General features: G+C 38.8%; 13 protein-coding genes, 1 tRNA gene and 1 pseudogene. 6 read left to right on the forward strand and 9 right to left on the reverse strand.

Features of this window, described 5'->3' with window-relative positions; translation table 11 throughout:
* Positions 1–179 precede the first annotated feature (179 nt).
* Together BMX11_RS09095 and BMX11_RS09100 are read right to left on the reverse strand one after the other, a co-directional pair.
* Positions 180–2891, reverse strand: coding sequence for a PQQ-dependent sugar dehydrogenase (locus BMX11_RS09095; protein ID WP_090883694.1), 2712 nt, complete (start codon positions 2889–2891; stop codon positions 180–182).
* A 421-nt stretch (positions 2892–3312) separates the two neighbouring features.
* Entirely contained in the window at positions 3313–3495 is a 183-nt protein-coding gene (locus tag BMX11_RS09100) for a hypothetical protein (protein WP_090883696.1), read from the reverse strand.
* Between the two features lie 210 nt (positions 3496–3705).
* Here BMX11_RS09100 and BMX11_RS09105 point away from each other — a divergent pair, with 210 nt between their 5' ends.
* On the forward strand, positions 3706–3936 hold the full coding sequence (locus tag BMX11_RS09105) for a cold shock domain-containing protein (protein ID WP_090883698.1): 231 nt from the start codon (positions 3706–3708) through the stop codon (positions 3934–3936).
* Positions 3937–3938: 2 nt separating this feature from the next.
* On the opposite strand, the gene BMX11_RS09110 is transcribed toward BMX11_RS09105, so the two are convergent.
* Complete coding sequence (locus BMX11_RS09110; RefSeq protein WP_090883700.1) at positions 3939–4487, reverse strand: GAF domain-containing protein; 549 nt, start codon at positions 4485–4487, stop codon at positions 3939–3941.
* Positions 4488–4706: 219 nt separating this feature from the next.
* Between BMX11_RS09110 and BMX11_RS09115 the strand changes: the two genes are divergently transcribed.
* The gene (locus BMX11_RS09115; protein WP_090883701.1) at positions 4707–4904 is read left to right on the forward strand and encodes a hypothetical protein; all 198 of its coding nucleotides are present in this window, start codon (positions 4707–4709) and stop codon (positions 4902–4904) included.
* Positions 4905–5078: 174 nt separating this feature from the next.
* Positions 5079–5864: a helix-turn-helix domain-containing protein gene (locus tag BMX11_RS09120; RefSeq protein ID WP_090883702.1), complete on the forward strand. Its 786-nt coding sequence runs from the start codon at positions 5079–5081 to the stop codon at positions 5862–5864.
* Between the two features lie 257 nt (positions 5865–6121).
* Here BMX11_RS09120 and BMX11_RS09125 read toward each other — a convergent pair whose 3' ends face one another.
* A complete protein-coding gene (locus BMX11_RS09125; RefSeq protein WP_090883705.1) occupies positions 6122–7393 on the reverse strand; it encodes a Na+/H+ antiporter in 1272 nt (423 codons plus the stop codon).
* Between the two features lie 181 nt (positions 7394–7574).
* Here BMX11_RS09125 and BMX11_RS09130 point away from each other — a divergent pair.
* Positions 7575–7648: transfer RNA gene (locus BMX11_RS09130), tRNA-Ile, on the forward strand.
* Positions 7649–7947: 299 nt separating this feature from the next.
* Here the strand turns inward: BMX11_RS09130 and BMX11_RS09135 are convergent.
* The 4 genes from BMX11_RS09135 to BMX11_RS09150 form a co-directional block, all read right to left on the reverse strand.
* Positions 7948–8652, reverse strand: coding sequence for an SOS response-associated peptidase (locus tag BMX11_RS09135; RefSeq protein WP_090883707.1), 705 nt, complete (start codon positions 8650–8652; stop codon positions 7948–7950).
* 143 nt (positions 8653–8795) lie between these two features.
* Positions 8796–10040 carry a Y-family DNA polymerase gene (locus BMX11_RS09140; RefSeq protein ID WP_090883708.1) on the reverse strand — a complete coding sequence of 415 codons (1245 nt, stop codon included), beginning with the start codon at positions 10038–10040 and terminating at the stop codon, positions 8796–8798.
* Positions 10018–10464, reverse strand: coding sequence for a LexA family protein (locus tag BMX11_RS09145; protein ID WP_090883710.1), 447 nt, complete (start codon positions 10462–10464; stop codon positions 10018–10020). The genes BMX11_RS09140 and BMX11_RS09145 overlap by 23 nt, the downstream gene beginning before the upstream one ends.
* Before the next feature lie 350 nt (positions 10465–10814).
* On the reverse strand, positions 10815–13250 hold the full coding sequence (locus BMX11_RS09150; RefSeq protein WP_217643817.1) for a TonB-dependent receptor: 2436 nt from the start codon (positions 13248–13250) through the stop codon (positions 10815–10817).
* 481 nt (positions 13251–13731) lie between these two features.
* Between BMX11_RS09150 and BMX11_RS24815 the strand changes: the two are divergent.
* Positions 13732–14580: pseudogene (locus tag BMX11_RS24815) on the forward strand (sensor histidine kinase).
* A complete protein-coding gene (locus tag BMX11_RS09165) occupies positions 14577–15290 on the forward strand; it encodes a LytR/AlgR family response regulator transcription factor (RefSeq protein ID WP_090883716.1) in 714 nt (237 codons plus the stop codon). Before BMX11_RS24815 ends, BMX11_RS09165 begins: the two are co-directional and overlap by 4 nt.
* A gap of 18 nt (positions 15291–15308) precedes the next feature.
* Here BMX11_RS09165 and BMX11_RS09170 read toward each other — a convergent pair whose 3' ends face one another.
* On the reverse strand, positions 15309–16196 hold the full coding sequence (locus BMX11_RS09170) for a phytoene/squalene synthase family protein (protein WP_245738621.1): 888 nt from the start codon (positions 16194–16196) through the stop codon (positions 15309–15311).
* Positions 16197–16235: the final 39 nt, after the last annotated feature.

Here is a 16235-nt window from a genome sequence, read left to right on the forward strand (position 1 = left end):
TGTGCGTCACAGATCGGGGAGTTAAACCCTTCGGGAATTCCCATTTCCAATCGTCACCCTGAATTTATTTCAGGGTCTTTCGATATCTGGTCTGTGCGCCACATATGTCTGGCCTGGGTGTCACCTGTAACCGGTCTGTGTGTCACATATATCCGGTCTGTGCGCCACAGACCGGGGGGTCATTTAGATACAACCGTTAAAGATTTAATTACTGGCCAACTCTTATTATCCTTGGTTTTAACGGATTTAAAAACAAAATACAGGGAATGTAGTTTACCATCTATAATGAGGTTAATCGGGCTACTTGTTCTTAGTGTCGATTTACTGATTATTGCTCCATCCAAACTGTCCAATCGGATTTCCATGTCTCCGTCTGTTCCTTCTTCCAGGCTTGCATAAGAGAATATAAAACTAGAAATTCCTGTTAAATCAATGTTTTTGAGCGCTATCCAGCCATTTTCCTTTTTTAATATCAATTTCTCTCCGCCAAATAAATCCTTTTTCTCAAATCCAGAGAAGTGCTTGATGTCCGCTGCTTGAATTTCGTTATTTTGTAAATTGATTAAGTTTGTTGTGGTTAAAGGTCTCAAACCTGTTGAGCCTGCATCAGTATAGCTTGCCTTTAAAGTTAAAACGTTTTTCTTTTTATCTGCACTGGCAGGAGGAACAATCTTCCCTACACTCGGAAGCGAGGCTGGCAACGATTCTTTATTGCTCAAAGTCATGATCCATTCGGTGATTTTTTTTGCATCTGCTTCTTTCATTGTCGCGTGAGCAGGCATCGGTATTTCTCCCCAAATACGCTGACTACCATTGATCACTTTTGAGGCCAGATAGTCAACCGCTTTACCATCGCTTTTGTACTTTATAGCAATTTTATCAAAAGCTGGCCCGATAGAAACTGCAGATTCTTTATGGCAGGTGCTGCAATCAGATTTAAGCATTAACGTTTTGCCAATCATGGTTTGTGTAGCCTGCTGGTGGCCCATCTGAGCCCCCGCTAAATCTGCCCCCTCGGTATAGTTACTGGAAATATAAACACGACTGTTATTTACTTTAGCCCCCTTGTCGCTAATTAATACCTTATAGTCAACAGGCTTACCGGGAAAATAAAAGCTCTTGTTGCCTGATAATAAAATATCTATGGATGGATGTTCATTACCTGCAAATACCGGGATCACCGTGCTTTTAGTTGCGGCTTTATCTTTATCCATTACGGTAACGCTTATTGGATATTCTCCTGCCTTGTTGAAGGTATATTGTAAAATAGGAGATGTGCTTGTTTTTGTAATCCCTTTCCCCAGGTTCCATACATAGGTTAAGGCATCGCCATCAGGATCTTTAGCTATAACCTTAGCCATCATTTTATATGGGAGCAGGCCACTGGTTTTAGCTATCTCTAAACCCTGAATTGAGGGAGGACGATTACCTTTTAAATAATCGATTCTCGTAATCGCGGCATCTGGATTTTTAGTAAACCAGCCCTTTCCATATTCAAGAATGTATATTTTTCCATCGGGTCCTTCTTCCATATCGATAGGAGCAGCCAGGTCAACTTTAGATAAAAACGGCTCCATGCTCAAGTAATCGCCTTCTGGCGACATGGTGACCGCCTTAACCCAACCCCGTACCCATTCATAAATAATCAGCTTGCCATTATAATAGGTGGGGTAGGGTTGTTTATTTCCCTTAGGATAATATACTGGGCCCGCCATTGCAGTTCTTCCTCCTGCGCCAACCTGTGGAAATTCTTTAGATTCTCCGTAAGGATACCAAATGAAGGCTGGTTGAGCAGGTGGTAACGTGGTTTGACCGGTGTTGTTGGGTGAGTTGTTGTTTGCCGCTGCTGGCGAAAAGGCTTCTCCACTTTGTCCGTTTGTATAATCATATGCCCGGTATGGGTAGTTATTTCCAATAAAATAAGGCCAGCCATAATTTCCTGCTTTTCGGGCCTGATTTACTTCGTCGTATCCCCGGGGGCCTCTCATTGGATCATCATTACTGGCATCCGGGCCAACTTCTCCCCAATAGAGGAAGTTGTTTTTCTGATCAACAGCGATTCGATAAGGATTGCGGTTTCCCATGATATATATTTCAGGGCGACTTTTAGGATCATTCTTACTAAAAAGGTTTCCCTCAGGAATGCTATAGGTTCCATCTTCATTTACTTTTATCCGAAGAATTTTGCCCCTTAAGTCATTCGTATTTCCTGCCGATCTACGCGCATCATACTGCTGCAGGCCTTCTCTGTTATCTAACGGGGCATAACCCTTATTCACAAATTGTTTTTTAGGCACATCGAAAGGAGTGGAGTTGTCTCCTGTAGAAACATATAGGAGGTTGTCAGAACCAAAGGCAATAGATCCACCTGTATGACAGCAGATTTCCCTTTGAGAATAAAATTCCAGAATAATTTTTTCAGAACTGGGTATCAACTGGTTATTTACCAATTTGAAACGTGAAAGCCGATTAACTGATTTGTCAAAAGGGCTATAGAAAAGATATAGGTATTGATTAACCGCAAATTTAGGATCTGCCGCCATACCTAGCAGGCCTTCCTCAGCATTCACATCCGGGTTATTGGTTTTAAAATAAACATTAAGTTTCCCCGCCTGGATTAATTTTTTCGTTTGATTTTTATAAATCAAAACCTCGCCCCGGCGTTGCGCCACAAGAATATCTAAATTGGGCAATATTGTCATTTCTGTGGGCTCCGTAAATTCACCCTGCATTAGCGTTGTTTTTACAAAACGGTCTTGATCAGGGGTATCAATTAGATATTTGGAAACACGTTTGATGCCACGTTTTTCGTATTTTTTAGGGGAAATGGTGGCGGCAGATAGCAAAATGATGGCTGCAAAAGCAGTAAAGATCGTAAATTTAATATTCATCGGTTAGATAGGTATGGGTTGATAAATATAAAATTTTGTTTAAAGTGTTTACGTAATATCTTGATTATAATAGTAGTTTGATGAAATTTACATTTAACCGCAAAGCCTACAGAGACAAGGCAATCCTGTCCGTCGAGTTCCGCAGGAGTTCTACGGATTGTTTAATAGAGGAGAGTCTTGGACTCGGTTTAAGTAATTTTGAGTTATGAAACTCAACGATATGTTGTAATCCGTAGAGGCGCTGCGCTTAACTCTACGGACAGGGCAGGTGTAGGCATCCCGGCCCGTAACTCATAACACACAACTCATAACCCATTTAACCGCGGAGCCCACAAGGACAAGGCACAAAGGACGCAGAGTTGGATGTATCAACCAGATGTTAGGATTGACAGACTTGATACCTGATACTCGCTACTTGATACTATTTAATTACCAATATAGTTCCATCATCCTTGAGTTTATAGTAAAATTGTTTCTCTTTACATCGGTTAAGGATTTCAATGTGTTCAACTTCACCTTTTTTTCCGGTGTCATCCTGAATTTGATCTCCTTCATTAACATTCTCCAATTCGGCGTTAGGACTATTTTTGGTTATTCTTTTCATAGTAGGGATAGGTTACTAATGAATAACAAGCGCTGCTCGGGATGGTTTTATAGTTTTTTAGCAAATGAATCCAATAAAGCCTGATTTGTAGTTACATCAGTTATTCCCTGTAGCAAATCTATTAATTGTTGCGCAACATCTACTTTAGTCTTAGAAGTAATATTAATGTTATAGCTTTATTCCAAGATTTAATGTTCTAAACGGCTCTATATGAATGGTGTAATTACAGCTTATAATAAGCAAAGGGGTTTTGGGTTAATTTCTCAGTATTTGGTTCCTGAAAGTATTTATTTTGATATTTCGGATTGCAAAGCAAAGGGACTATACATTGGCAGTTCTGTTCAGTTTGAAATTGCCATTACTAAAAGAGGAAGGGTTGCCAAAAATATCATGGGTATGTCGAGGTTGAGGAGTAATGCTAAAACACCTGTACTAGTATAGATTTAGTTAATTTCTAAGTCGAAGCTAATTGCATCATAAATCAAACGAGAGAGTTTACTGGCCTGGAATTTAAGTTCTATAATTTCCATCACCACATCGCGCAAGTCGCTCATAAAGGAAATTTCAAAAGGCTCCAGTATTCTGGGTTGGCGATCCATAATACAAAAGGTTCCTAAATTGTAACCCTCTTTAGTTCTGAGTGGGAATGCAGCATAGAATTCTAAGCCAAAATGACTGGCTATAAGTGGGTTTGCTAAGGCTTTGGGGTCTTTTTTGATGTCTTCTATGGAGAAATATCCATCGAATAATATGGCTGAAGCACAGAGTCCCGGGGCTTTACTGGTTTCTTCTATAGGTAAGCCCTGTACAGATTTAAACCAGATTCTATCCTCATCAACTAATGAAACGATGGCTATTGGAACATTTAAAAATTGAGATGCAATTCTAGTAATGCTATCAAAAGCACCATCTTTTGGTGTATCAAGGATATCGTAGTCGTGTAATGTTTTTAAACGCAACGATTCCCAGGCACTCCTCTGGTTTGTTTTCATGTAATAAATTAGGGATAGTAAACAGCATTAAAATTATAGATAAGAGGAGTATTTACAATAAATGTCAACAACTATCGTACAACCTTTAGTGATAATGTAGGTTTGTTGAGCTATTTGCGTGTTTTAAGCATATAGAAAGTGGGTTGGCAGATTGGCTTTCTATTCTTTTGGCATGGTTATTTATGAAGCTTGTCAAATTTGATTAATGCCATCCAACATATGATTGAGCAAAGAGGAATAGTGAGGAACTATAATAAAGCAGAAACACTGGGGTATATTGAAAATGAAAGTGGTGCTTGTATACTTTTCTTTAGGGGAAGTATATGTGAAAGTAATCTTTTAGATGAAGGTAGGCGGGTAACTTTTCGTTTTCATCAGTTTCTGCAAATAGCAGTACTGATATCGTTAATAGATTAATTGCCTAATAATTATGGGTTTAAATTTGGAATAATGTAGATTAACTTATACGTTGTAGAGCGATATTTGTGTAATAATTGTAGATTTTTACAGGTGTTTCCAATTAGTTTTTATAACATTGCAGGTCTAAATCTCGCTGGCTTATTCTAATATGATATTGAATGGATAAAGGACATGGTAGAATTAGAGCTACTTAAGGGTACATACACAAAAGGGGTTGCTTTGCAGGCAGGTTATCCAATGCGCATTCTGGTGATTAAAGAGGGGAATGGAATTTTGAGCATGAATTCTGGTGACTATGCGCTTTTTGGGGGGAGGATTTTCTTTATTCCGGAAGAGGGATTGGTGAGATTAGAAGGCAAAATTGAATTTGGATACTGGCTCAGCTTTAGCAGTGCTATATATGCAGAATTTCTGCTTCAACATTTGGATCCAGCTGCGAAAAATCTTTTCTTAAGCCTTACTTTCAGGGATTTAGGTAAAGAAGAATCTGTTAAGACCTATAGTTTACTGGAGCAATTGAAAAGGGAGATCGCCAATAAAAAAGATGTTCAGTTTTTATCGCAATACATTTCATTATTTTTAGGTTACTCAGCAGGTCTCGATGGTTATTTGACCGCACTTACATTAGACCAGCTACAGCAGGTAATGCGTTTTAGAGCCATTTTAGAACAATATTACAAAACGGAGAAGAATACTGCATTTTATGCTAAAGGCATGGGGTTAAGTCTTCATAAATTCAATACATTTTTAAGTGAGGTAATGAATAAGACCTTTTCTAACCTAATTAAAGACCGGGTAATGCGCGAAGCTGAAGAACTCCTGATAAATAGTGAATATTCTATAGATGAGATTGCTGAAATTCTGGGTTTTACTAAGGCAGAGAATTTTAATAATACCTTCAAACGGTATAAAGGCGTTTCAGCGATTAAGTTTAGCAAACTGGCCTACCAGGTATAAACGAAAATCGATGTGGGTGCTAAAGAAATAATTCATATGAATTTATCCCTTCCAGACAACAACTTTACTTGGCCTCACCACATTCATCACAACGCTCCGAACGCGTAAGGCTTTGTTTGCTGAGCCTGATCTCAGCCACATCGATTTTACGTAGCTAATGTATAAAAACTAGGATAAAACCTCAACAATGTTTTTTAATTGTGACAAACCTGTGCAATCAGTTTTACACTCTTTTCATAAAAATAATTTGCAAGTATTTATTTAACATACTGAATATCTGTGTTTTGTGATTTTTTCAGCTTTTTTACAATCCATGGAAGCGTTAAACCCTGGCCAATTAATGTAAAGAGAACTACGGCTACAGAAATGAAGATGATGGCGTTGCGTTGGGGAAAGGGCTGGCCGTTTGCTAAATTGGCAGGTAGACCTATTGCAATGGCTAATGATACTATTCCTCGCATACCAGACCAGCTGATAATTAAACTACTTTTCCAGTCCAGCAGTGCTTCTTCTGATATTTTCCGCTTACCTTTTTTGAAAGCTTCCTGCAAGTTGAATTTTTGCATCACTACCCTAATCATTCTCAGTAATAGCGCTACCACAGTAATAATGGCTGCATACCCAATGTAAGGAAGGATGTCTGCTTTATTTATACTTTCGTAGATATAAGGGAATTGTAAGCCTATTAAGATGAAAATTAATCCATTCAGGAGGAAAATAATCATATCCCAAATGGATTTAGATTCGATCCTGAGTTTTTCCGGGAGAACCTTATTGCTGAAACGGGCAATGCCCAAACCTAAAATAACAACTGCAATAACACCAGAAACATGAAGTTCTTCGGCAATTAAATAAGTTACAAAAGGGCTAAGCAGCATAAGGCTAATGGTAACCAGGCTATTTTGCTGAATTCTTTTGATGATGAGTGCCAGTATTTTCCCCATAACAATACCGATTAAGATACCACCAGCCATTAAACCCAAAAACTGTAGCGATGCTTTCCAGAAAATAAATGCTGATCCGGTTACTGCCGCCACAGCAAATCTATAAGCTACCAATGCAGAGGCATCGTTAACCAAACTTTCGCCTTCTAAAATGGTATTCGTTTTATGGGAAAGTCCTAATCCTTTAGTAATACTCATGGCAGCCACGGCATCTGTTGCCGATAAAATGGAACCAAGTACAAAGGATAATGGCCAGCTCATGTTAGGGATAAGATAATGGGCCACTACTGCAATGCCACAGGCGGTAATAAATACAAGCGAAATGGCGAGTGTTGAAATGGTGTTTATGTTGGTTTTAAAGTCTTTGAAAGAGATATTGAATGCTGCATCATAGAGCAATGGTGGTAGAAAGAGCAGGAAAATGATTTCAGGATTAATGTCTACCTGAGGCAGATTCGGGATGAATCCGATAGAAATTCCTGCAATAATCAATAATATGGGGTAGGGCAATTTAATTTTATCGGCAATGGCAGATAGTCCGATCATAATGGCGAGAATAAAAATGATAACGCTATAATTCTCCATTCAAATGTATTTAAGGCTCGATGAAAGCGATAAAGTTAATTGCTGTAGCTCAAAAACCAAATTTTTAATCTCTTGAAAATGAGTTTATATTAAAAAAAATGAAATTTAGCGTCAAAAGTTTTTCTTAAATTGAATGCAAATTTGTAACATTGCACTCGCAAAAAACAAGAATGTTTTTTCGGGGCCTATAGCTCAGTTGGTTAGAGTAGAAGACTCATAATCTTTTGGTCGCTGGTTCGAGCCCAGCTGGGCCCACAAACCCTTCGGTATTGCTGAAGGGTTTTTTTATGCACTAAAATGACGTTATAAGCTATTTTAGGGCTATTTTATTGGTCTTATACAACTGAAAGCTTATTAAGGGTAGCCATTAATTTGTGAAGTTAATAACTCGTAGTCTGTATTTTGTTTCGATGCATATAGTCTCGCGCCAAATCATATCCCATCCTCATCGCATAATAAATAGAATTTAAGTATCTTCAAATCAAAAGTATTGCCAGCGCTGATGACAGTTTTAAAAAGTATGCTTATTAATTTAATGTGCTGATGTGACAAAATTAGATATCATCATCCGTATTTAAAGGAAGCAGCAAGTCTGAATCATTATTAGGCTTCTTCAAAGTTGAAACAGCATTAACACGTTTGCTAACTTTAACACGTTTCATCAGTTCCTGAGGAAAGGTATCTAGTACACTCATTTTGGTATCTAACGGTAATTTCTTACTCAACCATATATTTTCCTCAGGCTTAGTCAGTATTACTGGCATACGTTTTTTAGAATGGATTTCAGCTACCAGTGCATTAGCCTCAGTAGTCAATATACCGTAAGTACGAAACTTCTCTTTCGTTTCTGGATCAACCCATTGCGACCATAAGCCCGCGAAGCAGAAAAGCTTTCTGTCTTTGAGGGTAAAGCGGTATGGTTGCTTATCACCTTTGTCAAGCTCTTTCCATTCGTAGAAACTGTCAGCCATCACCAAACAGGTTTTATGGTTTACAAGAAGTGGTCTCCACAATTTACTTTCCATCGCTGTTTCACTTTTAATGTTCCAGGTATCACGAGTGAGTTTCAAGTTGTCAGCAAAGTATGGTACAATACCAAATGACATCTGCTGAATGATGTCTGGTTCATCTGCGGTTATTACTAGTCCTTTCTGTGTAATGGCGAGGTTATAGTTGGGTGTCCACTCGCCTTGAATCTGGTGTGGATGGGTTTTGAGTATTTCTTTTTCCTCTGCAGTTAATGTATATCTAGCGCACATTCTTCAATTTAAAAGTGATAACACACTAATTAACAGGAAGGTTTTAATTCTTGCGTTTTGCTTTTGGCTTGTCAGTAATCTGGTTTAGTGTTGCTGCCTCTTTCAATAAATAGCGTTTAAGTAGCTTTAATATTTCTTTCATCTTATTTAACTTTTATAATATCATTCCAGTTTGTGGTGTAATGCGGACGTAGAAACTCACGTTTCATTGACCACTTTTGATTCTTGCCTTCGCCAGCCATTCGTAAGGTACCTGCACCATAGTGGAGGTTGAGCTTGTCTAAAACCTTTGATACTTTATCATATTTGACACCCTTGAAGTCAGTGAAGATGTTTAGCTGTACTTCTGATTCAGGGATCAAACCTGTAGCATTCACTTCAACCTTTTGGTACATGTAGCCTCTTAAATACACTTTTTTCAAGCCCCATACCGCTACCTTTATGAGCTCAACTGTATTATTGATAGGGTGTTCAAGCGGTATCGTGATTGCCGGATAAACCTGCAATTCTTCTGCGATAAACTTATTCGTTAACAATCTAACTGACAATACTGTAGCGCATAATTTGTTGCTGCGAAGCTTGCTTGCAAGTCTGGCTGCGTAGTTAGCTGTTGCTTCTATCAATTGGTTATAATCGCCTGTAAGCTTTCCAAATGCCCTACTGGTACACATCCCTTTTTTTGGGTCAAGTACTGTTTTTAATGGAAGGCAACTTTTACCCCAAAGCTCATACCACATTCTCACACCAACAATGGTCATGTATTTTTGTACCCAATCAATCGGTAAGGATCGAAACTGTGCTGCCGTTTCGATTCCATCTTTAATCAGCTTGTGGGCGAATTGTCTCCCAACCCCCCATAAATCTTCAACAGGATAGTCAGCAAGTGCATCAGTTATTTGCTGTTCAGTTTCCAGTACCATCACTCCATTGTGTTTCTTTGACGTTTTGTTTGCAACCTTGGCCAATACCTTTGTAGGTGCGATACCTATACTAATAGGAATGCCAGTGTTATAAATCACTGTTTCTCTAATTTCTATACCATAATCCTGAAGGTTATCAAACCCATTCAAGCCTAAAAAACACTCATCAATACTGTAAACCTCAACCTCTGGTGTAAACCTTGCGAGGTTGGTCATAACCCTTGCGCTAATGTCTCCATATAAAGTATAGTGGCTGCTGAACACTGCTATATTATGCTTTTTTATATCTGCTCTTATCTTAAAAAAAGGAGCACCCATAGCAATACCACAAGCTTTCGCTTCATTGCTGCGAGCGATAACACAGCCATCATTGTTGCTTAATACAATTACTGGAACACCATTGTATTGAGGTTCAAATAGCCTGTGGCAGCTAGCATAAAAGTTATTACAGTCTGCCAGTGCGAACATTGTTCCGTTTTGAATGTGGTAAGCAAGTCCATGTAACCGCACCAAATACACTGATGTTTTTACCTGTGATATTCATGCAGGCATCCAAACCATCATTGATGCATAGATAGGTATTGTCTCCACTTATAAGAAGTTTACGGGTAAGCCATTCATCATCAACACAGCAAACGATCAACATGCCAGAGGTAACCTTAATTGATTTATCAACTATTATGATACTACCTTTCATGATACCAAAGTATCTCATGTGATCATCATCAGCCTCGAAATAGAATGTGTTAGTTGGATCATTAACGATCTTTTGAGCGATGTGTAGCCTTCTCTGCTTGTAATCCTCCGCAGGAGATATGAAGCCCGAAACACGACTTGGATCATCCAGTGTATCAAGCACATTGTTCTTTTGTATCTCTATTTCTCTTATCATTACAACTTGCTTTATAGATCAAAATTACTAAAAATATTAGTAAACGCAAGTAGTTGTGGATAGATTACTTACAACCGCTCGTAAGGTGCTGTTATCATTGAGGTTAACTTCTTACATATTTTGTGTATAACTTGGGGTTAATTACAGATTATAAGATATAAATTTAGCGTATGAGCATTTGCCTATATTTTATAAGTGCTGACCTTTGCTGAATGAATATATCACTAAATTCTCGGCCAGTTGTAAGATTTCTATTTACTGATTTATAATCCAATCATAACAAAAAAGAGCCACATTGCTGCGACTCCTTCCTACATATAAACACCTGTTGAATACCTTCTTAACTACTATTAAAATTCGAATATTGCACCTATAGAAGGGATAACATTTCCCGAATCTGTGTTGAGGATAGTTGGGATTCCGTTGGTACCATCAGTTCTTAAAGGTTGTCCATCTGTTGTGGCAAAGGCCGAATTATCTGCATTTCGCTTAAAGGTATATTTTGGAAGACTGGCATTTTTTCTCATCAGGATATTCTGAATATCAATGTAAAAATTGAAGGAAGTCCGTTTGAAATTTACCCGTTTATCTACCCGGAAATCTAACTGGCTAAATGCTGCAAGCCTTTCGGTATTTAGGTTTTGGTAATCAAGTGTGCCCGTGCCTAAGGTTACGTAGTTTTGTTGAGATGCCTGTAGATCAAACGGTGTATAAGGAGATCCTCCTGCGTAGCGATATTTTAAACCGAGGTCCCAGTTGGCCTTAAGCTTATATCCCAGGGCTAAGGAGAGTAAATGTTGGCTATCCCATGACGAGGGGATTAGCACTCCATTCAGTCCTGAAAATTTACTTCTTAACCACGAATAGCTGGCCACATAAAAGAATTTGCTAATCAGTTTTTGTTGCATGAAAACCTCAAAACCGAAAGTTTCACCTTTCCCGATGCTTAATAGTTGCTCACTTCCCACAGATCCGTATTCTGCCCCCTGATTAGCAAGGGAAATACCACTTGTGGTGGATACCGGATAATTGCTATATCTTTTATAGAAGCTTTCCAGGGTAAACCTCAAATCATTTCTCGGTAAGAACTGGGTACCAATAACGTAATGATCAGAGCGAATATAGTCCATAGTTTGATTAACCAGTGCTCTGTTTTGGTCTACATATCCTAATGCCGTGTATGTTGGGATTTTAAAATAAGAGCCTACAGAACCACTAATATCCCATTTAGCATTGATATGATAGGCCAGAGAAAGACGCGGAGATAATGTTTTTAATGGATTATTTCCATTATCAGTGAAGGTATTTACATCAGATCTGATGCCGCCAGAAACCAATAATTTGTCGTTAAATAGATTTTTGGATGCCTGCATAAACAAGCCAAACTTCCAGAAATTAATGTCGCTGTTAAAATTAATTACCTGCTCCGGGCTGATCAGGTTTCCATTGGCATCATTAATCTGAGCCGAAAGTTTGTTGTATAGATTGCTGGTGTACCCAACCTCCTGTGCCATTAGGCCGGTAGATAATTTCCAGCCGTTAACAAACTTATTAATGTCGAACCTGAACTTATTCTCCACTTCCTGCGAGGCCACGGAAAGGGTTCTCGTAGATTCATTTTGACGTTCATCTTCGTATTTATCAAGGCTATTATCAAAAACATTTCTGCTTACCGTAAAATTCATAAAACCATTCTCAATTTTACGGTTGAGCGTAAAGCCTGCGGTGTAACTCCATTGATTAATGTATGGGGTAGAACGCAGGGTATAGATATTTTCAGGGGTAGATTCTTTTGTTGCGGCAAAATTAAAGCGGTCTATCGCGCCCAAGCCAATAGCGGTAAGCGTGGTTTTATCGTTAAATTTGTGGACTACCTTATATTGAAAATCATAAAAATTTGGTCTGATGGGTAAGTCAATTAAGCCGAACAGCAAGCCCAGATAGGATTTTCTTCCTGAGGCCAGAAATGTTGTTTTATTGGATATCGGCCCTTCCAGTGTTAATACCGATTCTGTTAAGCTTACCCTTGCATTTCCTGCAATTCGCTCTGCATTGCCCTCTCTTTGCTTAATTACAAACGTAGAAGCTAAGGGATTATCGTACCGCGCATCAAAAGCAGAGGAAGTCAGTTTTAAACTTTCTATAAACGAAACATTCAATATTCCCTGTGCGCCTCCCGAACTTCCCTGAGTTTGAAAGTGATTGAGCAAGGGGATTTCAATTCCATCTAAATAATACACATTCTCGTTTGGAGCACCCCCACGTACAATTACATCATTGCGCTCGCCAACTCCATTGCTTATTCCTACGCCGGGAAGGGTTTGTATTACCTTCGAAACATCAAAATTACCGCCTGGGTTGCTTTTTATCTCCTCAGTTGTAAGCTGTTGAACGGAAAGTGGGGTAACCATATCGGTAGCAATAGCTGATTTTTTCCTGTTGAAACTGATTACCACATCGCCGAGGTTGTTCGCCAAAGGCTGAAGATCAAAGCTGAGCACCTGTGGGTTGCCAGATCCTACAACAATATTGTATTTGGTTATGCCTGAATAGCCGACATAGTTGGCCGAAACTTTATAGCTTCCTACGGGTACAGAAATCCTGAATTTACCAGATGAATCAGTTTGTGTCCTGATCAGTGAATCATTAATACTGATGTTAACATTAGATAGTAGTTCGCTGGTATTTGCATTTTGAACAGTTCCGGTGATAATGCCATTATTTTGTGCGAAAAGATTTGAGCTGAAAAGGATAAAAAGAAGAATGAAGATGTTTTTATATCTCACGTCAAAGGGTTTAGTTGTATAATTGGTATCTGAATTCCGAGCAAATTACCATTGATTTTTAGAAGTTTACCGCCCTATTATACCAAATCACATCCCCATTATATCAAACACGCTAATTGATATACAAATTTATTTCGCTAATCTTAATTTCGATCAAAAAGGAAAACTACCTCGCAAATCTTCATTTCGTATAATAGATGCCTCATTTGATATAAAAGTTGGTTTACGCAGTCATAATATTAATACTTTTGTATAAGTAGAATGCAGCATGTTCAATAAGGAAAACCATTTAAACCAGATTTCTTCACGCCTGGATCTGTTTACCCATAAGAAGTATCGCTATTACAGACACATCAGTTTATGGCTAACTTATTGGGTCATTTTTATCATCAGCTATAAAAATCCCGGGTCTATTGAGCCGTATGCTACTTACCTTAAAATAGGGATTTCCTTTACGCTTTTTATTCAAGCCTATGTTAATATGTACTGGCTGGTTCCAAAATATTTGTTAAACAATAAGTTTCAGAAGTATCTGTTGGGTTTAGTAGCCATGCTGGTCGTATTCAGTATACTCATTGGCATGGTCACGTACATGATGAGGGGGATTGAGGTAAAGTACGCCCCTAAGCAATTGTTTGATCCAAAACCTGCTATGTACTTTGCGTTTGCACTGGTCTTTGTAGCGGCCTCATCGGCGATAAAGCTGTTTCAACGATGGATAGAGGATACCCGGGCCATTACGGAGCTTACACAAATTAACATCAGGTCAGAGCTGGAGCAGCTCAAAAACCAGGTTAATCCACATTTTCTGTTTAATATGCTTAATAATGCTAATGTACTGATTAATTAGGATCCCAATAAAGCTTCGCAAGTGTTGATGAGCCTGAGCGATCTGTTGCGGTATCAGCTTTATGACAGCGCCAGGCCAGAAGTATTATTAACTTCAGACATCCACTTTCTTAATGATTGTCTGAACCTCGAGAAAATCCGCAGAGACCATTTTGATTTTACTATTTCGAAAGAAGGGCAGATCAGTGGCATCCAGGTTCCGCCATTTTTGTTTATTACCTTTGTTGAAAATGCAATAAAGCACAGCTTGGATCCTGACCATATTTCTTATGTGCAGGTTTATTTTCATATCATTGGTTCAATCCTGATCTTTACCTGCATCAACTCAAAACCCGTAAAGGAGATGCGCGCTGATAATCCCGGTGGCCTTGGTCTTATAAATGTTAAAAGGCGTTTGGAGCTGCTGTTCGGTACCAAACATGAGCTATTGATAAACGAGACGGAGGATTTGTATACTGTAAAATTGACTATAAAATTATGAACTGCATTGTAGTAGATGATGAGCCACTGGCAAGAGAGGCCATAAAAATGTTGATTAGTCAGATCCCCGCACTTGTGTTCGAGGAAGAGTTCAGTCATGCAGACACTGCCGCTGCCTACCTGAGAGAACACCCTGTGGGGCTGGTATTTCTGGATATTCAGATGCCAGGAACCGATGGGATAACATTTGCCCGTTCAATTGGTAAGGATACCCATGTCATATTTACCACTGCCTTTAGTCAATATGCACTGGAAAGTTATGATCTTGATGCAATTGATTATCTACTTAAGCCCATCAAGCCAGCCAGATTTCAGAAAGCCGTAGAGAAAGCAATATCCTATCAGGAACTTTTATCTGGAGCAACAGCAACCATGAATGAGGTTAGTCAGGATTACTGTTTTATAAAGGCCGATAAAAAGATCATGAAGGTGTTCTTTGAAGAAATTCTGTTCATCGAGGGATTAAAAGATTATGTAATTCTGCATACCAAAGAACAGAAAATCATTACCGCAATGAACATCAAGACGATCCAATCCCAGCTGCCGCAGCAACTGTTTATCAGGGTGAGTAAGTCTTATCTCATCAACAAATCAAACATCGATTATTTTGATAACAATATGGTTTGTATTAATCAGCATGAGGTTCCAATTGGCAACTCCTATCGCAGTGCCTTTTTTGAATTTGTAAACAAGAATCTTTTAAGCAGGTAAGTATAAATCTAGCTTTGGCTATAGTTTGTTTAACGCATAGCGAAGTTGTGCCTTCATCATAAAGCCGAGTTTTGCCCAGTTGCTAATCCTTGATCTATTGGATAAAACCTGATTCGGGTTACGCTTCTGGATTTTCCTGAAAAGTTGTTGATAATAAGTGTAAGCCAGATAAACTCCCTTGCCCGACGATTTTGGTAACTGCCTGATTCCTGAAAGCGCTTGCGAGAATTCCGCCGAAATCTCCTTTTCGATGTTTAATTTATCACTGGCTGAGAATTGTGAAGGATCTATTGAAGGAAAGTAGGATCTTCCCAGATGTAAATAATCAGCGCCAAGATCGCGAAGAAAGTTGACCTTCTGAAATGCGGAACCTAGCTGCATAGCCGGGAACTTAAGCCTTTCGTATGCCATCTTATCGCCCTTTACAAAAACATGCAGGCACATTAATCCAACAACCTGCGCTGAACCTAAAATGTATTCCTGGTATTGTGTTTGGCCAAATTTTACTGGCGAAAGATCCATTTCCATACTGGCCAGAAAAAGATGAATCAGCTCATGATCAATACTATAAGTATTTACGGTATCCTGAAAAGCATGTAATGCCGGATTGGTGCTGATGCCACGATCAATAGCTTTAAAGCAGTCGTGTTTAAATTCTGCCAGTAGGAGAGACCTGTCATAATCACCAAAACTATCTACAATCTCATCTGCAATTCTAACAAAACCATAAATGTTGTGTATGGGCTGTCGCAACGCTTGATCAATAAATTGGATGCCTAAGGAAAAACTGGTACTGTATGTTCTGGTTATATTTTTACTGCATAGTTTAGCTAACTGGTCGTATTTTTTCTTTGTTGAAGTCAGTAATGAGGATGGATTTTTTCTTGCCATAATATTCAGATTCATCTCAGCAAGCATTTAAATGCGGATAGATTGTTTCCTGCT

This window comes from Pedobacter rhizosphaerae (genome assembly GCF_900111155.1).
Classification (GTDB): domain Bacteria; phylum Bacteroidota; class Bacteroidia; order Sphingobacteriales; family Sphingobacteriaceae; genus Pedobacter; species Pedobacter rhizosphaerae.